The organism is Ignavibacteria bacterium (genome assembly GCA_013177855.1).
GTDB lineage: Bacteria > Bacteroidota > Ignavibacteria > Ch128b > Ch128b > Ch128b.
This window is the reverse complement of sequence record JABLYA010000001.1, coordinates 2,124,419-2,144,240: the sequence shown is the minus strand read 5'-3', so window position 1 is coordinate 2,144,240 and position 19,822 is coordinate 2,124,419. Positions and strand designations below refer to the sequence as shown.

General features: G+C 32.2%; 19 protein-coding genes and 1 tRNA gene. 6 read left to right on the top strand and 14 right to left on the bottom strand.

Features of this window, described 5'->3' with window-relative positions; genetic code table 11:
• Positions 1-62 precede the first annotated feature (62 nt).
• Positions 63-335 (top strand): YHS domain-containing protein, encoded by a 273-nt coding sequence (locus HPY57_08955; protein NPV11903.1) that lies wholly within the window; start codon positions 63-65, stop codon positions 333-335.
• 64 nt (positions 336-399) lie between these two features.
• On the opposite strand, the gene HPY57_08950 is transcribed toward HPY57_08955, so the two are convergent.
• The 13 genes from HPY57_08950 to htpX all read right to left on the bottom strand — a co-directional run bounded on the left by HPY57_08950 (position 400) and on the right by htpX (position 12,998).
• A complete protein-coding gene (locus HPY57_08950) occupies positions 400-1,383 on the bottom strand; it encodes a DUF1722 domain-containing protein (GenBank protein NPV11902.1) in 984 nt (327 codons plus the stop codon).
• A 97-nt stretch (positions 1,384-1,480) separates the two neighbouring features.
• Positions 1,481-3,877, bottom strand: coding sequence for a cytochrome c biogenesis protein CcsA (gene ccsA, locus HPY57_08945; GenBank protein ID NPV11901.1), 2,397 nt, complete (start codon positions 3,875-3,877; stop codon positions 1,481-1,483).
• A 15-nt stretch (positions 3,878-3,892) separates the two neighbouring features.
• Positions 3,893-4,282 (bottom strand): cytochrome c maturation protein CcmE, encoded by a 390-nt coding sequence (locus HPY57_08940; protein ID NPV11900.1) that lies wholly within the window; start codon positions 4,280-4,282, stop codon positions 3,893-3,895.
• Positions 4,279-4,374, bottom strand: coding sequence for a CcmD family protein (locus HPY57_08935; GenBank protein ID NPV11899.1), 96 nt, complete (start codon positions 4,372-4,374; stop codon positions 4,279-4,281). The genes HPY57_08940 and HPY57_08935 overlap by 4 nt, the downstream gene beginning before the upstream one ends.
• A gap of 59 nt (positions 4,375-4,433) precedes the next feature.
• A complete protein-coding gene (gene ccsA / locus HPY57_08930) occupies positions 4,434-5,159 on the bottom strand; it encodes a cytochrome c biogenesis protein CcsA (protein ID NPV11898.1) in 726 nt (241 codons plus the stop codon).
• A gap of 47 nt (positions 5,160-5,206) precedes the next feature.
• Positions 5,207-5,869 (bottom strand): ABC transporter permease, encoded by a 663-nt coding sequence (locus tag HPY57_08925; protein ID NPV11897.1) that lies wholly within the window; start codon positions 5,867-5,869, stop codon positions 5,207-5,209.
• Entirely contained in the window at positions 5,866-6,513 is a 648-nt protein-coding gene (locus tag HPY57_08920; protein ID NPV11896.1) for an ABC transporter ATP-binding protein, read from the bottom strand. Before HPY57_08920 ends, HPY57_08925 begins: the two co-directional genes overlap by 4 nt.
• Entirely contained in the window at positions 6,506-8,173 is a 1,668-nt protein-coding gene (locus tag HPY57_08915; protein NPV11895.1) for a hypothetical protein, read from the bottom strand. Before HPY57_08915 ends, HPY57_08920 begins: the two co-directional genes overlap by 8 nt.
• On the bottom strand, positions 8,170-10,335 hold the full coding sequence (locus tag HPY57_08910; GenBank protein NPV11894.1) for a VCBS repeat-containing protein: 2,166 nt from the start codon (positions 10,333-10,335) through the stop codon (positions 8,170-8,172). The genes HPY57_08915 and HPY57_08910 overlap by 4 nt, the downstream gene beginning before the upstream one ends.
• Positions 10,280-10,774 carry an acyl-CoA thioesterase gene (locus HPY57_08905; GenBank protein NPV11893.1) on the bottom strand — a complete coding sequence of 165 codons (495 nt, stop codon included), beginning with the start codon at positions 10,772-10,774 and terminating at the stop codon, positions 10,280-10,282. Before HPY57_08905 ends, HPY57_08910 begins: the two co-directional genes overlap by 56 nt.
• Before the next feature lie 2 nt (positions 10,775-10,776).
• Entirely contained in the window at positions 10,777-11,526 is a 750-nt protein-coding gene (gene bamD / locus HPY57_08900) for an outer membrane protein assembly factor BamD (GenBank protein ID NPV11892.1), read from the bottom strand.
• Between the two features lie 38 nt (positions 11,527-11,564).
• A complete protein-coding gene (locus tag HPY57_08895) occupies positions 11,565-12,131 on the bottom strand; it encodes a hypothetical protein (GenBank protein NPV11891.1) in 567 nt (188 codons plus the stop codon).
• 12 nt (positions 12,132-12,143) lie between these two features.
• Entirely contained in the window at positions 12,144-12,998 is an 855-nt protein-coding gene (htpX, locus tag HPY57_08890; GenBank protein NPV11890.1) for a zinc metalloprotease HtpX, read from the bottom strand.
• Between the two features lie 129 nt (positions 12,999-13,127).
• Between htpX and HPY57_08885 the strand changes: the two genes are divergently transcribed.
• The 5 genes from HPY57_08885 to HPY57_08865 all read left to right on the top strand — a co-directional run bounded on the left by HPY57_08885 (position 13,128) and on the right by HPY57_08865 (position 18,313).
• On the top strand, positions 13,128-13,778 hold the full coding sequence (locus HPY57_08885) for a hypothetical protein (protein ID NPV11889.1): 651 nt from the start codon (positions 13,128-13,130) through the stop codon (positions 13,776-13,778).
• A 67-nt stretch (positions 13,779-13,845) separates the two neighbouring features.
• Positions 13,846-13,920, top strand: a tRNA-Val gene (locus tag HPY57_08880).
• Positions 13,921-14,003: 83 nt separating this feature from the next.
• Positions 14,004-15,737, top strand: a complete 1,734-nt coding sequence (locus HPY57_08875) for an AMP-binding protein (GenBank protein NPV11888.1) — start codon at positions 14,004-14,006, stop codon at positions 15,735-15,737.
• Between the two features lie 111 nt (positions 15,738-15,848).
• Positions 15,849-17,225, top strand: coding sequence for a YjgP/YjgQ family permease (locus tag HPY57_08870; protein ID NPV11887.1), 1,377 nt, complete (start codon positions 15,849-15,851; stop codon positions 17,223-17,225).
• Complete coding sequence (locus tag HPY57_08865; protein ID NPV11886.1) at positions 17,222-18,313, top strand: YjgP/YjgQ family permease; 1,092 nt, start codon at positions 17,222-17,224, stop codon at positions 18,311-18,313. Before HPY57_08870 ends, HPY57_08865 begins: the two co-directional genes overlap by 4 nt.
• Before the next feature lie 3 nt (positions 18,314-18,316).
• Here HPY57_08865 and HPY57_08860 read toward each other — a convergent pair whose 3' ends face one another.
• Positions 18,317-19,798 carry a hypothetical protein gene (locus tag HPY57_08860; protein ID NPV11885.1) on the bottom strand — a complete coding sequence of 494 codons (1,482 nt, stop codon included), beginning with the start codon at positions 19,796-19,798 and terminating at the stop codon, positions 18,317-18,319.
• Positions 19,799-19,822 lie beyond the last annotated feature (24 nt).

The following is a 19,822-nucleotide window of genomic DNA, read 5'->3' as shown; positions in this document are numbered from 1 at the left end:
GGAGTAAACAAATGAAAATTACATCATTCAACAAGGTTCAATTAATAATCTCTTCAGTTTTGATGCTGATTTTCCTTGCAGGAAATTTTAATCAAGCTTTTTCTTCAAATGTGTTTCAGGATAAACAATCAAAGAAAGAAGCTGTCAAAACAACTAAAACTGAAACACAAACAAAACTGAAAGATTCAGAAAAGCTCGTCTGCGTAGTTACAGGTGAAGAGGCTGACCCTGAATTAAAAATGGAATATAAAGGCGAGACTTACTATTTCTGCTGTAAAAAATGTATGAAAAAATTTAAAGATAATCCTGAAAAGTACATTAAATCCAAGTCCTGATTTTCCATCTTTTGTTATTTCAAAAATTAAAAAAGCCAGACATTGTCTGGCTTTTTATTTTGTGTTATAGAACATCTTCGAGTGCTTCCGGGTAGGGATGCAGATATTTCTGAGTTGATAGATATTGATCTTCAAATCTATAAACTAAGTTACGAGTAAATTCTAAAACAACTTTGAGATATTGTCTGTCATTCTTCAGTTTATTCAAGAGATAATTAAAATATCTTTGTTCCTTCGGTTTAATAAAATCCGAATAATGACCATAAATGTGCTGCAAAACATTTATATGTTTTAGTATTGATTGTTTTTTTGTAAAAGTTTCTCTAAAGATTTTTTCATATTCATTTAAGGTTACATCTAGACCAAATTCATCCCAATTTGCAATTAATCTGCCCATTTTCTTTTGATTTGCAGAAGAGTAAAGCATTAACAAGTATTTATAATCCTGATGATATTTTATTAAATCTTTTATTGATTTAGCGGTTCGTTTTAATCTTCTTATGTCGGCAAATGCGAAAATTTTCGTTAAGAATTCCTGCCTGATCCAAAAATCCTGAAGTCTTCCTTCATCTTCTACTGGTAAATTTGGGAAGTAATTAATTGCAAAATCAGCAAAGATTCCATTTGTTTTACCAAGTGAGTTTTTTAAATCATCTTTGTAGAGTTTAGCATCTTTAACACCACAGCTCGGTGATTTAGCTTTTAATAAAAAACCATCAACTTCCTTTAAATTCTCCAAGAATCTTTTTGAGAAATTTTCCATTTCATCAGTGTAATCTTTCATAGATGTTGGCTCAATCATTCGAATTTTACCGCCAATTTTTGCAAGTAAGACAGTTGGTCTTGGAACTGACATTCCTATATCAACTTCGGGACAAACTGTTATGAATTCAACATACTTTCCCAATTCCTCAACAAATAAACTTCTTACAATTCCGCCATTATACCTTGTTGGCTCAATGTTAATGCATCGGCTTAAAACTATCCTTGGTTTGGATAACAATGAATTGTTGGAATTTTCAGTGGTAGAAATTTTATGGTATGACATTTCTAATTAGAAAAAATTTTTAAAAAAAATTAAGTCACCTTGAAAAATTTATCAAGGTGACTTAACCTAAAACTATCATTAAAAATTTGATTAATTATTACACCCTGGATTCTTTTGTTCTTCTGACCATAGCAATAAAGAAACCTAGGACAATTACAACCGTTCCTAACCAGACAAGACCGACAAAAGGTTTAATGCTTGCTGTAACTGCTAGTACTTCTCTTTTAACTTCACTTGTTTTTGTTTCACTTGAATAAGGCCCAACAGTTAAACTTACAGCTCCTTCATTAGCGCTTATTGATTGGACAGAAATTTGGATATTAGCATCTTTAATTCTTGTTGGTTCATCAATTCGTTCACCATTTCGAATTCCATATTTCGGTTCTATTTCATATTTCGAACCGTAATTTCTAACGATCAATTTTACACCAATCTCGAAATCACCACCAGCCATCATTTTTTGCATCGCATCCTGAGGAAAATTAAATGAGACGAATTCTATCTCAGATTCTCCATATTTAACTTTTTCCCCTTTTTTAATTTGTAAAGTCGTTCCCTCAGAACTAGATGACGAAGTACCATCATCATAAGATAGAGGAGATATGTAAATATCTTTGGTTACAAAAGGAACAATATCTGGATTTCGCATTATTCCTTGATTAAATTCACTGTAATACATTATTGGTGCTGCTTCATATTGCTTTCCATCTTTTTCGATCAAAATTTTGAATGCATATTTTCCATCTTCTGTTGGAGAATAACCTGTAAAAATCATTTTATATCCAAAGACATCTGCTGGTTCGTTTTTCACAAGATTAACATCAATTGATTTGTCATATTTTGAAGAGGCAATTACTCCAATGAATAAAAGAGCCAATCCCATATGCGCAATATAAGCACCTGCCTTTTCTAAGTTTCTACGAATGATTTTATATGCAATCTCAGCATTAACAAAAAATGCGAAAGCTGATGCAAAAGCAAATAATATCATATTAAAATCTTTCACACCAGCGATAAACATAATAATGGTCAATATAATTGATGAAACTAACGAGAAGGTTGATTTTCTTAGAAGTTCTTTACCTTCAGTTTCTTTCCATTTAATTAAAAGACTCAGTCCATTAATCAATCCAATTATAATTCCAAGAGGAAGATTCATCTTATTATAAAATTCAACCTGAACAGATTTCCCTAATATCGGAGCTGAGGTTCCAAGAAAAGTCACAAGTGCAGAAGCACCTAAAACAACCGAACCTGTAAATAATGCAAATTCTCGTGAAAGTAATTTATTTTGAGGAGGTGTAATTTGTTGGAGATATTTCCATCGATAAATTAATAATCCCGCACCAAGTGCGATAAATGTTCCCATAAAGATTAATAATAGTAGGTAAGCAAAATAACCTGGATCGACAAAACTATGAACAGAAGCATCACCCAAAACACCGCTTCTTGTTAAGAATGTAGAATACAATACCAAAACAAATGAAAGGATTACTAAAACCAGATTTGTTTTAGCAAATGCGCCAATACTATTCTCATTAGCTGTTTTCTTTTGAACAAGCATTGTGTGAATAGCCGCTACTGAGACTATCCATGGAATTAAAGAAGAATTTTCAACAGGATCCCATGCCCAGTAACCACCCCAACCTAAAACACCATAAGCCCAATAACCGCCAAGCATAATTCCTAATCCAAGAACCATAGAAGCAAAAAGAATCCATGGAAATGATTGTTTAATCCACTCTTTATAATCATTCTTGATTAAAGCAGCAAATGCAAATGCAAATGGAACACTCATCGAAGCAAAGCCAATAAACAAAACAGGCGGATGAATTTGCATCCAGAAATTTTGCAATAATGGATTTAAGCCTCGCCCATTAATAATGAATTCTCTCAAGCTAATTCCTGCACTTTGCAAGGCTGAAACCAGTGACTGGTCTATTTTTACATAGAGTTGACCTGTTGCTTTATCAGAAAAAATATAATCAGCAAGTATAGGTAATTTCAGTAATTGAGAATTTATTGTGTTGGCAGTAGCCATAAAAGGTTCTGAATAAATCAAGGCAAAAGGATTTTTCACCATTGGAGTAATCATTAAAAGTAAGAACGATTGAACAAGTGAATAAACTGCCATTACTCTCGGTTCAAGATCTCCTCGAACGGCAGTGTATTGCTGAAGAATTACTCCAATAATCGCCATCCATAATGCCCAGAGAAGAAAACTTCCTTCCTGTCCCGCATAAAAGGTTGAAATTAAAAGCCCTAATGGAAGCGAAGTGTCGCTGTAACTATATACATATTTATATTGAAATTGGTGTGTGAGAATTAGATATAACAAGAAGACACTTGCAAGAATTGTTGAAGTAGCCATTGTATGAAAGGCTATTCTCGCAAAATTCAAAGTATTCTGGTAGCCGCGATAATTCAAAAAATACATCAAACCAGAAAACACCGCACCAATAAAAGCAATTGTTATTAAAATATTTCCAATCATAACTTTCTCCTGTTATTAAGAACCACTTGTATTTATATTCTGACCTTCGTATTTAGATGGACACTTAGTTAAAACATCGGTTGCTTGAAAATATCCATTTTCATATTTACCTGTTACAACAACATTTGTAGCGATTTCGAAATTATTTGGCTTTGTGCCTTTATACACAACCTTCATTTCGTTATTCTTTGCATCTCTCAAATAAAAGATAAAAGTTCTATCCTGAATATTCTCTTGAAAAGATTTTTCCTTGACCCATACACCAGTTGCTTTACACACTTTTCCGCTTTGCATTACCTTTGTAAAATCACTTTCATATTCAATATTAGTTCGAGTGAAATTGTAAAATAATAAACCTAAAAAGACCAGAATAATTGCACCGCCAATATAATGTCTTGCTTTCATAGATTTACTCTCTCCTCTAATTTTTTGACTTTTTTATCAAGCTTATAAACAAAAAGAAAAATTCCGATCCAGACAAGTAAAACAATCAACATTACGATATAAATTGAGTTTTGATTTAAGAAATCATACAAACTTTCCACTGTTCTTCTCCTTAATTTTCTTGTTGGGTTTTGTGTTCAATTTTTAGAATTCTATGTGTCAAATTCCAGAGCCAGAAAAATAAAATCGTAAATGCAATTAAAGACATAAAGAAAACAATTCTCATATTTGGAGCCATTTGAAATTTAATCACAGGATTTGCACTTGCTTTTACCTGACCTGTAGCTGGATCAAGTTCAAGTGCACCTGGGTGAAGACCAATCATCAATCTTGGCATAATAAAAATAAAAAATGGTGTTGTTAAAAATGCCAATATCGAATATATAGCTGAAAGTCTTGCCCGCTTCTCTTCTCCTTCAAGAGCGCTTCTAAGCGCGAAATAAGCACCATAAATTAATAACAAAATAAAAATACTTGTCTCTCTCGGGTCCCAGTGCCAGAATGAACCCCAATTGAATTTAGCCCATACAGAACCTGTAACCGTCGCCAGAATACAAAAAAGCAGTCCCAGTGCTGCTGCTGAGACAGATTTCATATCATCATAAATTTCTTTTTTCCGGAGGTATCGAATTCCATAATACATTGCAACTAAATAAGCCAGGACTGTTAGCCAGGCAGTCGGAACATGGAAGAAAATAATCTTAGCTTTATCTTCAAGTCCTGGAATTAATGGAAATTCAAAAAAAGATTTTGGATGATCGACAATAGGTGGAACAATGCCTGCAAAGAGTACAATTGTCATCAATATAAATAATAAAATTTTCCAAATGTTTTTCATATACACTCCAAAAATATTTGTAATGATTAATTTAATCAATGAAAGATTTAATCCCTCCAAATTATGTCAAAAACCAGTATCGAAGCTGTAAGCATCACAACATCGTACGAAATGAGAACCATAAACTCTGCGTTAACTTCGCCTATTGGATTTCCTTCCATTGAAGATTTTGTTATTTCAATTAACATTAAAACCAAAGGAAGCAATACAGGAAATGCCAGAACAGGATAAAGTGTTCCTTTAACATTTGCTTTTGAAATAATAGCTGCAATTATTGTGGAAGAACCTGCAATTCCAATATTCCCCAAAATGAAAGCAAGTAAAAAGCTGTTCCAGTTTTGAATTATAAAGTCTTGAAACAATGTTAGATACAAAAATGCAATGATTGAATTAATGAAAAAGATCAAAATAAGATTAAAGAAAAATTTTCCAAGGAAGATAGTTATTGGACTTGCGATTAAAGAAAGAATCAAATTTGTTCCTCTTTCCTCTTCAGATACAAAAGCGCGAGAAAGCCCTGACATTGCCGAGAAGAAAACAACAACCCAAAACATTCCCGCATAAACATTTTGAGGTGCTCGTTCGCTGCCAATTGCAAATAAGATCGTACTAACTGCAACTACAACAAACATAATCAACGCATTTATGGCAAAACGCATTCTTAATTCAGATGAGAAGTCTTTATAAAAAATATAAAACACTTTTTTCATATTCTAGTATTGAGATTTTTGTACTCATCTAAGTTTATAATCTTTTCACCGTATTTAAAGTCTTGAGTTTCATTTGTTGCAACAATAACAATTCCGTCTTTTCTGAAATTAGAGACTAATTCATCAACAAAATTTTTACCTTCAATATCAAGATTTGAAGTTGGTTCATCGAGTAAAAGCACCAGAGGATTGTGCAAAATTGCCGAAGCATATTTAATCCTTTGCTTCATTCCCGATGAATATGTTCTGACAAGATCATTTCTTCTTTCAAAAAGTCCCACTCTGTTTAGTATCTCATTAATTTCTTCGTCAGAAGTTTTTAATCCTCTGATCTTTGAGAACAAGCTCAAATTTTCAAAAGCTGTAAATTCTTCATAAACTACAAGATAAGGTGAAACAAGTCCAACAATTTGATAAAAATTCTCTCGATCAATTTTTTTATCATTTATTAAGTATTCAATTTTTCCACCCGACTCAGTCAGTACACCTGCAAGAATTTTGATAAGTGTAGATTTCCCGGAACCATTTCTTCCAGTTACAACTAACTTATCGCCTGAATCTAATTCAAAATTTAGTTTATTAAATACAAGACGATTATTAAAAGTCTTTTTAAGCTCTTTGACTCTTAATTCAACTTTATTCATTGATTATTAAGATTTTTCCAAGTGATTGATTTTCACCATTAATTAAAAAATAAAAATATACACCTGAAGATGTTTTTTCATTCGAATTGTTAATCCCATTCCATTGAACAACCAAACGATCATCAAACAGTTGAGGAATTTTTTTTGAATTATAAATTAAATTCATCCCTGCTGAATATATGTAAAGATCAAGTTCACCAGTCCAATCTTTCGGTACAGGAATATTAATGAAACGATGTTTATTCAGATTTGCCGGCATTGGGAAAGCATAACTTGCTGCTTCTTTTATCACGGTCGCAGATGTTGTATCATTTACAATGTAAATATCATTCCAATTTGCTGGATCAGTTACTTCAAACTTTGTGAATAAATTTGTCGATATTTTTTTAAAGTTTTGATCTGATTGAGAGCTTGAAATTCTCAAAGTATAATTAAATAATCGCGAAAGTCCTGACCAATTAAGAGCCGAGTCTACATTTACATTTACCAAAATTACGACTATTGTATCAGGCTGAAAAGGTAATTTCAAAATTGAATCTACGATGACATAATAATTTGCCGCACAAGCCTGAGAATTTCCATTAATTGTCCTGCCTGGTTGAATGAACTGAATTGAGTAATTAAATCTAACGAGCGGATAATTCGAACCCTCCTCATAATACTTATTCGGAATTGATCTGTAACCAGTGTAATAATTATAAAGATAAAATTGCGAAAACACACTTTTGAAAGATTTTCCTCTTTCCTCAATCGACTTTCGAACACACTCCAAAGCTGGATAAACTCGCATCAATTCCCATTGACGAACAAAAATTGTGAAGTCATAATCAAAAATCTTATGAAGATAAATATTCCAAACAGCCTGCGAGTAACCATCAAAACCTGTAAAGATTTTATCTGGACGACTGAAGAAAGTTGGCATATATGCGTAGTAATCATTTATAGAATCAAAGACAAACTCTTCCATCGAGGTCGAAGTTAATTCGTAAAACCACACATCATTATTAGCGTAACGGTAATTTCCAATTTGAATTGCGTGATGATACTCGTGAGCAAGAGTTACCCTTGCTGCATCGATTCCTTTTGTGTAATAATCACTTTCGTGATAGGAATTATCAATCACCATAAATGATGTGTATCTATCAGCGCCAATTGAATTTTCAAATTCAGTATAACCGTATAATGGACTAATGTTGTGAATATAAATATCATATCTATTATCTCCGCCCACACCGTTATCTGCTGGAGCCGGGGGGAAACCCATATAAAGTACTTCAAAATTATAAACCGAATCAATTGCTTTGGCAATTTCCGTCACAGAATACTGAACAGCGTGAATACCAGTTGTATCAAAATGAATTTTGAATTTTCCGCTCGGTGAGATAATGAATGTTTGTTTGACTGGTCTTTGCATTACTGATTGTATCTTTTCCCTTTTATCGGGTGTAAATTTATCAATGTTTGATTTTACAGAATTAATTAAATGGAATCCGCATTTATGATCAGTTATGTAAGAGTTGTATTCTTCGCCTAATAATCCTTTAATTCTCAAATAGGCAATGTAATTTGAGTCAGAAGGAATAAATTGTTCATCTAAATGATTGTGAGCCATTAAGTTCCAATTGAACAATAAAGTCGCAACAGCTAAAATCATCTTCATAAGTTAATCTGTTCAATATTTATTATTGAATAATTTGAAATATAAACAATCTCAGCTCTTCTCTTGAGCGAATAATCAATTGCATAACTGCTGTAAAGCGGTAAACTCTTCACAGGCAGATTTACAGGTTTGCCTCTTCCACTAAATTGTATAACCTCAATATCTTTTGAGATTGAATTAAAATAAGTGAAATCCTTAATCGAGTAATTCATTCGTTCTTTACATTTACAACTACTTTTATCTTCAATCAAAACTTTTTCAATTACAAAATTTTGAGAATGCTTTTCAGCATTTATTATTAAAATCTTGCTCTGATTCTGGTTAGAAAGATTTAAATATAGAAATCTTTCATTTTTAAAATTTTCGCAAACTGAAAGTGAAGCTGAGAAGTAATTCTCATCTTTTATTTTCATTATATCTCTAATTTCTGAATTCCTGAAACTTTGATCAAAATTTATTTTTTTCAGAGTAATATTACTTCCATCACGATTGATTGTAAATAACGATCTGTTTTGATAATCATAAGCAAAATCAAGAAAATCCAGAGAAATTAATTTCTCATTCAAAAGAATTTTATTCACATCAAATGGTTTTAAAACAATAACCCGCAATTCATTCTTATTCTGGACAATTATGTTTAATAAAAATTTTACGGTTTGAGATGGTTCAGGATTAATTTCTTTTATTAACCCGCCAACCGTGATAATTTCCCTAAAATATTTACCCTCATTAAGTTTGATAACAAAATAGTCAAAGTTATAAATCATCGGTTTATAACAAACTATATGAAGTTCATTATCACTTTCATAAAGTATTTTTAATCTCTCATACTTATAACTGATAGGTATAGAATATAAATCTTGCGGGGAGTTAAATTCATTTCGATTTAAGATATTTAACTTCAAATTTTCTCTATCGATGAAGATTATCTTTGGATATAGCTCGTTTGAGGCACGAAAAGTCTGCAAATCAACAGGATTTGAGGAAACAGCGAACTTTTGTGATTTAAAATTTAGATTCGATTGGACAATTAAGAATAAACCCTGACTTGATGAAACTACAACTCCCTTTGTGGTAGTTGTTCTGTAAATATTCATTGAATACAAGTTTTCTATTTCAATTAAAGGAAGAGATTTTAAATTATTATTATCACCCAGACTTTTTAGGATTAATTTTTTACTGAATTTATCGTAAACTACAAATTCATCAATAAGATCACGATTGTAATCAAAAACAATTGTTGAGGAGTAATTTGAAATCAATCTATAACTATTTTGGTTAGAATAACTTCCAATTCCATTTCCGTAGAGTATAAATAAATTTTTAGATTGATTTGAGATTAGTGCAACATCACTCAAAAAATCATCATCGAAATTTCCTTCAAGGATTTCATCAATTTGAATATCAAATTTTTTATAGACAAATCTTGAATAATTAAATAAAGAATTATTTCGAAGTAAAATAAGTTCTCGTGAGATCGGATTATATCCGACAAAATCAATTTTATTATCTGCGTTTAGATTAATCGCCAACAAATTCTTAAAAATATCTTCGCCGATTTTTTTGTATGTGTAATTGTAAAAATTTCTAAATGACAAAATTCCCAATCCCCTAAAATTAGAGCCGTAGATTACCAATTCTAATTCAGGTGTGTTATCCAGGTTAACTGCGTCAACATTAAAAAAACAACAATCGACTGTAATATTTGCAGAACGAGAGATATTTCTACCATAAAAAGAATAGATACTTATCTGTCCTTCTAATCTTGAGTATAAAATTAAATTTGTCCTTCCATCAATTCTCAATTTTTTAACCAAAAATCCAGAATAACTTTTTGAAAGAGAGTATTTAACAGGTGTTGAAAATTCATTCGACCCCTTGCCATAATAAACGAAAAAGTTTTTCCCGCTTTCATCGAGTCCGCCAATATCTATTATTCCGTCACCATCAAAATCATAAGTTAGAATCGAAACGAGTTTTAATTTATCGTCTATGAAAATATATCTGCCAAATCCATTTAAAGAAAATTTTTCAAAATTTCTTTCAATTTGAGGTAGAGCATTTAATGGGATCAACAATATCGAAAGGCTGATCAAGAACAGTAATCTACTTCTTTTTTGCCTGTTCGATTCTGTATCCTCTACGAATGAGAGCCTGTTCATATCTTCGTTTTTGGTCATCTGTTACAGGTTTAACAAGAGGTGCAAGGCATGGTTTACCATTTTCATCAAGACTGACAAAAGTCAGATAAGCAGAATTTGTGTGTTTGATTTCACCTGTTTTTATATTTTCAGCATAAACTTTAACGCCAACTTCCATCGAGGTATTAAAGACTCGATTGACTGAGGCTTTCAAAATTACAAGTTCACCAAGCTTTATTGGATGATGAAAATCAATTTTATCAACAGAGGCAGTTACACATACTTTATTAGAATGTCTTGCAGCTGCAGTTGCAGCACAAATATCAATCCAATGCATCAAGCGACCACCGAGCAAATTTCCAAGCTGATTTGTATCGTTTGGCAGAACAAGCTCTGTCATTATTGTTTCAGACTCGGAAACATATTTAAAAGGTCTACCCTCTTCGATGATCTCTTTCATATTCAACCTTTTTGAAGCTCACTTATTATTTTTTGAATTTCTTTTGCATACTCTCCGTTTGGAAATCTCTGAAGATATCTTTTAGCTTCATCCAGAGCTTCTTTGTTTCGCGACCTTTCAACTAACAATTTAATTTTTGTGTAAAGTGCTTGAGATGAATACTTACTATCCGGATATTTCTCAAGCAAAAGATCATAATAAATCATCGCCGATTTTATGTATTTCATCCGACGATATTGTTCAGCGGTTTCGAAGATTTTCTTAGCAAGTTTATCGTTAAGTTCTCTTATCTTTTGCTCAGCTATTGATTTTCTTGGATCATCTGGAAAGAAATCAATAAAAGCTTGATATTCTTCAATCGCTTTTTCAGTAAATCGTTGATCGAGTGAGTAGTGAGGTGAAAGATTATAATAAGATTCTGCCAGCATAAACTGAGCATCTTTCACATACTCGCTTGTCGGATAATCTCTTATCAACTTACTGAATTCATACGCTGACTTAATGAATTCTTCTCTCTTGAAATAGGAGTAAGCAAGATAGTATTGCGCATCATCCACTATTCCCGTTCCAGAGTATTGAATTATAATGCTTTCAAAATCAGAGATTGCTTCCAGATAATCCTTCTTATCGAATTTTTGCTTTGCAAGAAGAAATCTTTCCTCTGAACTCAGTGAAGATAAGTCCTTTGAACCTGAACAACTTATTAAGATTTGAGTTAGTAAAATAATTAATAAAATTTTAATCGTTTTCATTATACAAATTTAAATTTAATTCGAGTTAAAAACTAAGTTTACTTGCTTCTCGTTATAAAGAAAAGATACACAATAATTCCCGTTGCTGTCGAAATTATAGCCGGCTCAATAATTTTTCTATAAAACGGTACCTGAGGCAGTTTTAACGATTTTGGTGATATTTCATCAGAAATCTGAGAAATTGTTAGTGTATCGGTAATGGTCTCGCTAAAATTAAAATTCTTAATCTTTACTCCATTTTTAGAAATAAGATAAGATACATCAAGACTGCTTTTTCTTTGTATTTTCTCTTCACCAAATAATGGATAAGAAACAACTTCTGGTAGAACAACTTCGTACTTATTTACTAAAACCTCCATTGAATAAATCGAATTAGGTTGTTCATCAATATTTTTCAACAGATGAAATCTAATTAAATCATTTAATTTTGGCTCAGATGAATAGATTTGTACTTTCGCACTTTTTATTGAATCAGCAATAAAAAAATCCTGAACCGGGATCAGAGATTTTTCAATAAGCCGGTTCAGGACTTGAAAATCATCATTAACCTGAGCAAAGACAAAATTTTTCAACAAAAAGAATATTAACAAAAAATAAATCTTCATTAAGCTAATAAATTAAATTCGACCCTGAGCAATTAATTGCAGACGTTTAATTCTTTCTTCAATCGGTGGATGAGTTGAGAATAATTTTGCAATTCCTCCACCTCTCAAAGGATTAACTATAAATAAATGTGCAGTTGAAGGGTTTGCATTCTGCATTGGAACCATTTGGGCTGCCTGTTCGAGTTTACTTAAAGCAGAAGCTAAAGACAATGGTTTCCCCGAAATTCTTGCTCCACCTTCATCTGCCATAAATTCTCTTGCTCTGCTTATTGCAAGTTGCAATATTACAGCTGCAATTGGTGCAACAATTAACAGGACAAGTGAGGCAATAACATTTCCACTATCTTCTCTATCCCTATTTCCACCAGCAAACATCATTGTCCAGCCTGCCATTCTTGAAATAAAAGTAATTGTACCGACAAAAGTAGCGACTATGGTTGCAAGCAAAATATCCCGATGTTTAATGTGAGCTAATTCGTGGGCAAGTACACCTTCAAGTTCATCGTCATTTAGAATTCTTAAAATTCCAGTTGTCACAGCAACTGCAGCATTTTGTGGATTTCTGCCAGTTGCAAAAGCATTCGGATTTGGATTATCAATAACATATACTTTTGGCATTGGTAAGCCGGCATTTTGTGTAAGTTTTCTTACCAATCGATATAATTGCGGAGCTTCTCTTTCTGTTATCTCTTTTGCACCATACATTGCAAGGACGATTTTATCCGAGAACCAGTAAGAAAAAAAGTTCATTCCAAGTGAAAATATAAATGCGATAACAAGCCCGTCTCTTCCTCCAAGTAGTCCACCTACAAGAAGAAAGAGCATCATCATCAAAGTCATCAAGAAAACTGTTTTTATTGTATTCATCTTTCAATCCTCATTTTGTTATACAATTTAGTTAACCTTAAATGTTTTATCAAACTTGAATGATTAAACTTAGTTTGAGATTTCAAGTTTCCAACAACTGATTTATCTTGCAAATAAACGGAATTTGAAATGAGAATAGTTCCTAAATCCTGTGCAGGAAGAATTTTTACTGTAATTTTTATAGTTGGATTGATTTATTTTCTTGCTGGAAACTGGTTACTTCAGTCTTTTCATAGTATTTTAGTTGCCGAAGATAAAATTCAAGGTCAATATGATGCGGTAGTCATTGAATGCTGGACAAAACCACAATCCACAATGATCAGAATTGCTGATTCACTTTTTCAAAAAAAATTGGTCAAAGACATTTACATAACCCATTTCAAATATGAACCAGGTAAATTTTATGCGGGAGGTGAAGTTCCAAAGTATATCGATAAAATTATCAATTTATATATCTATGAATATTCACCCGATACATCACTTTTCAAAAAAATTCCTATCGAGCCAAAAGATCCTATTACATTAAATCTTGCAAGTCAGGTTTTTCAACATTTAAAATCAAAAGGATACAAAAGAATAATCTTAATAAGTGAATCTTATCATTCATATAGAAGTAAACTTGCATTTGAGAAAGCTTTTGAAAATTCAGGTGTAGAAATTGCGACGATACCGGCGGAGCTTGGAATTACGAAAGAAACCTGGTGGAAAACAGACTCGGGGCTTTCAACTACTTTTTCCGAATTCATAAAATTAATCTACTACCGGCTTTTTGTTCTTTGATATAAGAGATTTATAAAAATTGCTCAAATAATTAAATTGCAAACGGTTTTTGAAAATTTGAAAATAAGGGCGCATAGCTCAGTTGGTCCAGAGCGTACGCTTCACACGCGTAAGGTCGTAGGTTCGAATCCTACTGCGCCCACAAAGCTTGAAGGTGAAAGAGAGTTGATAAATAAAAAGACAAATCAAAAGCAGCCCACCAAAAAATTATAGGGAGATCAAAAAATGAAAAATCTACTCGAAGACTATCCTCTTTATCCCGTTCAAAAATTTGAATCCTTTCAGGAAATGTTAAAGCAATCCTTCACAAAATTTCAAAATAAAATCGCTTTAGAAGATTTAAACAATACCCCGATAAACAGAGTTACTTACCGAGAACTTTACGAATATGTAATCAGATTTGGTAAAGCTCTTCGCAAGCTTGGATTAAAAGAAAGAACTCATATTGCGTTAATTGGTGAGAATCGAGTTCAATGGGGAATTTCTTACCTGGCAATTACTACTTTTAATTATGTAGTTGTTCCAATTGACCGAAATCTAAAAGAAAATGAAATATTAACTATCTTACATCAATCAGATGCGAAAGCTGTTATATTCTCAGAAAATTATAGAGAGATCTTTTTAGAGTATAAGAAAACTATCAAAGGACTTGACTTTTACATAGATATGGATTTAGAGGAAGAAAGCGAAGGCATTCTTTCGATGATGGAATTAATTCAAAAGCAAAAATTTGAAGAGGGTAAAGATGACTTCCCGCCTATCAATCCAAAAGAAATGTCTGCCTTAATTTTTACATCAGGTACGATGGGCAGCGCTAAAGGTGTAATGCTTTCACAATACAATATTTGTTCAAATATTATTGATATGCGATCAATGGTAGAACTTTATCCCGAAGATAGATTTTTATCAGTTTTACCAATTCATCATACTTATGAATGCACTTGTGGATTCCTCTGTCCTGTCTCTGCAGGTTGTTCGGTACACTACGCAAGATCTCTGAAAACTGTTGTTGAAGATATTCAAAAAGTTAAAGCAACAATTTTACTTGGTGTTCCATTGCTCTATGAAAAAGTTTATAAAAGAATCACAAAAGCAATTGAGGAAGATAAACTAAAATCAATTTTAGTCCCTACTTTAAAGACTGCTGTCTCCTTGATTGAAAATTTTGGAATTGAAGGATTGAGGAAAAAAATCTTCAAAGAAATTCATAAAAAGTTTGGCGGCTCAATAAGGATCTTTATTGTAGGAGGTGCGGCTCCAAATCCAGAAGTTGCCAAAGGAATGAGAAGCTTTGGATTTAATTTTATTCAAGGATATGGTTTGACAGAAACCTCACCGATTTTAGCTTTAAATAGACTTCGAAAATTTAAAGATGATGCTGCCGGACTTCCCCTTCCTTCAGTTCAAATTAGAATAGAAAATCCAGACGAAGAAGGCAGAGGTGAAGTTGTTGCAAAAGGTCCAAATGTAATGCTCGGTTATTATAAAAATCCAAAAGCAACTGAAGAAGTTCTGAAAGACGGCTGGTTCTACACTGGTGATTATGGTTACTTCGATAAAGACGGATTTTTACACATCACTGGAAGGAAAAAGAATGTGATCGTAACGAAAACCGGGAAAAATATTTTCCCTGAAGAAATTGAAGATCATTTGAAACGAAGTCCTTTTATTCTTGAATGTGTTGTCTACGCTGCAAAAGATATTAATGGTGACGAGACAATTGGAGCCATTCTTGTTCCAAACGCAGAAGAATTCATTGAATATTCACAGAAAACTGGTAAAGAAGTTACAAAGGAACTAATTGAAGAAATTCTAAACAAGGAAGTAAGAGAATTAAACAAAGAACTTCCAATCTACAAACAAGTTCGTGTGATTAGAATTCAAGAACAAGAATTCGAGAAAACCACAACACAAAAAATTAAACGATACCTGATAAAACAGGAAGATAGTGTTCATTAACTTTACCAAACTATCTCAACCGACATAAATTAGCCAGAACATTCTGGCTAATTTTTTATATTCTATATATTCTTTCTTTGTGAGATTATCAATCATTCTTTATTTTGAATTATGATTATAGATCGTTACATAATTAGAAAGTTGATTGGCCCATTTGCATTTGGGTCATTTACAATAATGTTTGTTTTCCTGTTACAGTTTTTGATGAAAACAGCTGACAATCTAATTGGTAAGGGACTTAGTGCAGACATTATTATTAAATTAATTGTTTACAATCTTGCCTGGATGCTCGTGCTTGCAATTCCAATGGGTGCTCTCGGAATGGTATTAATGGCTTATGGCTCACTAACCCAGGATAATGAATTTACAATCTTAAAATCTTCCGGTGTAAGTCTTATTCGATTAATGGTTCCAGCATTTATTGTTGGAACTTTACTTTGTGTTTTTCTTATCTGGTTTAACAATGCAGTGCTTCCTGAGACAAATTACAAAGCAAAAACTTTGATGTATGATATAAGCAGAACTAAACCAACCTTGAAACTCGAAGCAAATGTATTTTCAAATCAAATTCCAAATTATTCAATTATGGCAAGGAGAGTGAGTAAAACTACTAATGAGATTTACGATGTTCTGATTTATGATTACACTAATCCATTTAATATAAATATCATTACGGCTAAAAAAGCTAACATTTATTTCACTCCCGACAACAAAAAAATGCTGTTCGATATGGAGGACGGCGTTATTCATCAAGAAGTGAGTGGGACAAATCAATCTTACAGAAGAATTTACTTCAGAAAACACAAAATTGCCCTCGATGCATCTCAATTCACATTTGAACAGAGCGGTCCTGGACTTCCGAGAGGGGATCGTGAACTCAGTGCTGGAGATATGCAAAAAATTGTTGATAGTCTAAGTGTATTGAAAACTGAAGTGATTAATGAATTTAGAACCAATATCAAAAGTTTTAATCAAAATATTTTTGGAGACTTTGAAACGACATCAAATCCTGCTACTGCTTCTCCATCTCGAAATCCAAACTATTTTGCTTTGAATTCTGCAAGATCATTCTTAACTAATGTAATGAACTTTGACAGCAGAATAGAATATTTTGAGTCAGAAATTTATAAATATGAAGTTGAGATTCATAAGAAATACGCTATTCCCTTCGCTTGTATTGTTTTCGTTCTTGTTGGTGCGCCTCTTGGTGTTTTAACAAGAAAAGGAAGTTTTGGTGTTGCTGCAAGTATAAGTTTATTTTTCTTTTTAGTTTATTGGATTTGTTTAATTGGAGGTGAAAAATTAGCAGATAGACGCCTCTTAAATCCTTTTTTAGGAATGTGGATGGCAAATTTTATTATTGGAGCACTTGGGATTTTCCTGACTTACAGAATGAACAAAGAACAAATTATGATTGACTTTTCATTCCTGAAAAAATACTTACCAAAGTCATTCTTCCCGCCAACTGAAGAGAATGTTTATCAATGAAAGTGAAAATTTTAGATAATTATTTACTTCGACAATTTATTCTATCTATCTTGTTCGGTGTAATGACCTTTGTATTGATCTTTGTTATCGTTGATCTAATGGAAAACCTTGATGACTTCATCGATCAGCAAGTCCCTCAAAATATAATCATTGCTTATTATTTTTATTTCTTACCTGAAATAATTCGTTTGATTTTACCTGTGTCTATACTGCTTGCCTGCTTATTCACAGTTGGTAAATTAAACAACTTCAATGAATTAACTGCAATTAAAGCCAGCGGGATAAGTCTTTACAGATTTATGTATCCATTTATAGTAATCGGTTTCGTAATCTCGCTCTTTGCAATTTATTTCTCTGGCTGGGTAGTGCCGCAATCAAATGCCAAAAAATTGGAAATCGAACAAAAATACATGAAGAAGAACCTGACTTACATAGGGGCAAATATCTTTTTTCAAGATGGAGAAAACAGATTTGTAAACATTGGTTTTTATGATCAATCTTCACAGATCATCTCAAGAGCAGGAATTGTTTTAACGGATGATAACAATCCAACTCGACTGATTAGAAGATATAAATGCGAAAAACTGCAATGGGATTCAACAAAACAAAAATGGATTGGAATTGATGTAATTGAAAACCATTTTACCTCAGATACAACAAATAAGATTGTTTATCACACTAACCTTGAATTTAATAATTTACAGTTCAGGCCTGAGGACATCTTAATTAAGCAAAAAAGAATCGAAGAAATGACTTTGACTGAAATCAGACAGGTTATAGACGCTCAAAGAAGAAGCGGAAATGATACTACAAAACTCGAGATTGATTTTCATTCCTTAATTGCATTTGCGTTTGCTAATTTAATAGTAATTCTTTTCGGATTACCTTTTTCAGCTGATAAAAGAAGCGGAACGGTAGCTTTTCAATTTGGAATGAACTTGTTCTTTACTTTTATTTATCTCGCATTTATGAAAATAAGTCAATCTTTTGGGAAAAATGGATTGATGAATCCAATTCTTACAGCGTGGTTCGCAAATATTGTATTTTCAATTTTTGCAATTGTAAATATTGTAAGAGTGAGAAAGTAAAAATTATTCACCAACTCTGTAACTCAAACTTGAAGTTAATTTCAATCTAATTTTATCACTTGCACGAAGCATAACCCTCTGACCATTCGTAGTTGAGACAAGCACATTGATGACTGCTTTCTTCATCTTCTTAAGCTTCTCAATTTCATCTTTATTTAATGAGAGAACTTTCTTTTGAGAAACTGATTGAATAACCTTTCCTTCGTTATCGATTAAAGCGGGAGTAATTGAAAAAACTGTATCTGAAATTTCTCCTGTCCCTTTTTCTCTTGTAAAATAAAGCAACTTATTATTAAGCGAGTCAAGTAAGTATCCAGTTAACTTAAAACCGATGGGTAATCCATTATCGATATCAAGCACAAGGCTTGCACCTTTAATTTTATCTAATTGATCTTTATCCTCATCTTTTAGATCGATATCTACTGTATCAATTCTGCTTGCATTATCAATTCTAAAAATTGAATAACCAACCATTCTCACATCAAATTTTATAGAATCTGGTAAATTGATATCAATCGTTTTATAATTTGGGTTGACAATAATTTCTCCGCTGTAAGAGATTGAATCAGGTACCTGCGGACTTAAAAATTCGTTAATTGCAATGTCATCAATATTAAATTCAATTGATGGCTGATCAAGTGAAATTATTGTATCGATGACAGATTGATTTTTAATTTTTAGATATTTTTTCTGTGATGAAGTTTTGAATGTCCCAATAACTTGAAAATTTTTCAGTCGAACTTCAAGATTACGTGTTGTAGTATTTGGAGTTAAAATAATTTTTGCTCCATAGATTTGAATTTTAGGCAGAATATCTTTTACATCCTGATCTATATCGAGATATTCTGTTTTGGGTTTAATTGTATCTTTGTAAGGTTTAACCTTTCCCTTGAGATAATTAAAGCCGAGATTATCAATTTGAACTCTGGTTTTTATTGAGTCTCCCGAATAACCAGCGTCAATTTTTGCATAGCCTTTGATATAAAATCCATAGTTTGATCCACCCAACGGACTTTGAATAAATTTATAATGATAATTTTTCAAATCGATCGTTTTCTCATTCGAACTTTTCGGATTAACGACCATTTCAAACTTTAAAGTGTCGATTGAGCCAGAAACAGTTTTTGTAAAACCAGGTATTGTAATATTGAGATTAACTTTTTTATCTAGTCTATTCTCGACCTTATATTTTAAGGTGCCTTTGTAAAGATGAAATTCATCAAGCGAAACTGAGTCATCATACACAAATGATTCAAATATTAAAGTGTCAACATTTTGTGGATAGATAGAAAATTCATCATCGTACTTGATATTGTCAGAAAAAATTTCATCTAATGATTTTGTTTCTACATCAGAAGAATCAAATTTCAATACAAGATTTTGTGTTGAATCAACAAAAATTCCTTTCTCACCTTTAATCCGATCAATTACCGTCTCAGTCCTGTTTACAACTGGAATATGATAGGATATATCCCAAATAGGCATCACTGGGGATTTAATTTTTTCAAT

Coding starts and splice junctions, on each gene's coding strand:
- HPY57_08920 (NPV11896.1), bottom strand. CDS start 6,513: ATGAATAAAGTTGAATTAAGAGTCAAAGAGCTTAAAAAGACTTTTAAT.
- HPY57_08925 (NPV11897.1), bottom strand. CDS start 5,869: ATGAAAAAAGTGTTTTATATTTTTTATAAAGACTTCTCATCTGAATTA.
- bamD (NPV11892.1), bottom strand. CDS start 11,526: ATGAAAACGATTAAAATTTTATTAATTATTTTACTAACTCAAATCTTA.
- ccsA (NPV11898.1), bottom strand. CDS start 5,159: ATGAAAAACATTTGGAAAATTTTATTATTTATATTGATGACAATTGTA.
- ccsA (NPV11901.1), bottom strand. CDS start 3,877: ATGATTGGAAATATTTTAATAACAATTGCTTTTATTGGTGCGGTGTTT.
- HPY57_08895 (NPV11891.1), bottom strand. CDS start 12,131: ATGAAGATTTATTTTTTGTTAATATTCTTTTTGTTGAAAAATTTTGTC.
- HPY57_08955 (NPV11903.1), top strand. CDS start 63: ATGCTGATTTTCCTTGCAGGAAATTTTAATCAAGCTTTTTCTTCAAAT.
- HPY57_08865 (NPV11886.1), top strand. CDS start 17,222: ATGAAAGTGAAAATTTTAGATAATTATTTACTTCGACAATTTATTCTA.
- HPY57_08875 (NPV11888.1), top strand. CDS start 14,004: ATGAAAAATCTACTCGAAGACTATCCTCTTTATCCCGTTCAAAAATTT.
- HPY57_08910 (NPV11894.1), bottom strand. CDS start 10,335: ATGAACAGGCTCTCATTCGTAGAGGATACAGAATCGAACAGGCAAAAA.
- HPY57_08885 (NPV11889.1), top strand. CDS start 13,128: ATGAGAATAGTTCCTAAATCCTGTGCAGGAAGAATTTTTACTGTAATT.
- HPY57_08905 (NPV11893.1), bottom strand. CDS start 10,774: ATGAAAGAGATCATCGAAGAGGGTAGACCTTTTAAATATGTTTCCGAG.
- HPY57_08935 (NPV11899.1), bottom strand. CDS start 4,374: ATGTTGATTGTTTTACTTGTCTGGATCGGAATTTTTCTTTTTGTTTAT.
- htpX (NPV11890.1), bottom strand. CDS start 12,998: ATGAATACAATAAAAACAGTTTTCTTGATGACTTTGATGATGATGCTC.
- HPY57_08870 (NPV11887.1), top strand. CDS start 15,849: ATGATTATAGATCGTTACATAATTAGAAAGTTGATTGGCCCATTTGCA.
- HPY57_08940 (NPV11900.1), bottom strand. CDS start 4,282: ATGAAAGCAAGACATTATATTGGCGGTGCAATTATTCTGGTCTTTTTA.
- HPY57_08860 (NPV11885.1), bottom strand. CDS start 19,798: ATGCCTATTTGGGATATATCCTATCATATTCCAGTTGTAAACAGGACT.
- HPY57_08915 (NPV11895.1), bottom strand. CDS start 8,173: ATGAAGATGATTTTAGCTGTTGCGACTTTATTGTTCAATTGGAACTTA.
- HPY57_08950 (NPV11902.1), bottom strand. CDS start 1,383: ATGTCATACCATAAAATTTCTACCACTGAAAATTCCAACAATTCATTG.